Here is a 356-nt window from a genome sequence, read left to right as displayed (position 1 = left end):
CTATAGACCGCTGACGGATAAAGCAGGCCATCAACTTGCCCTTGGCTCATGCACACTTGGCTGAGCTTTCGTGTGAATGCATAACCTTCTCTACCTTGGCCCTTAGCCTGAACGATATCCCGTATTTTGTGATGAGTCGCACGGTTCGCCAGGGCAGCCACATCTACCACGTACAACTCACGTACCGTCCTGAGTAAATGTAGCGACGTCTGTTCCAGTCGCGAAAGTCGTACTGGTTGATCATCAATACCTTGGCCTGGCTGGAACGACTCGGCGATTGCAACTTCTGCAGAACAGGCCAAATAGCAGACGCCAACCTGTTTGGAAGGGTCGGCGTAGCGGGTATCGGAATCGGC

1 protein-coding gene is annotated in these 356 nt (G+C 53.1%); it reads right to left on the bottom strand.

The window, feature by feature from the left end; genetic code table 11:
- Window positions 1-356 (bottom strand): RES domain-containing protein (locus SB679_RS23380; RefSeq protein ID WP_410704669.1); only part of this gene is annotated, 356 nt, incomplete at both ends.

The organism is Chryseobacterium sp. SIMBA_029 (assembly GCF_046535275.1).
In the GTDB taxonomy this organism is placed as follows: Bacteria; Bacteroidota; Bacteroidia; order Flavobacteriales; family Weeksellaceae; genus Chryseobacterium.
The sequence above is the reverse complement of the archived record's forward strand: the minus strand, read 5'-3'. Positions and strand labels throughout refer to the sequence as shown.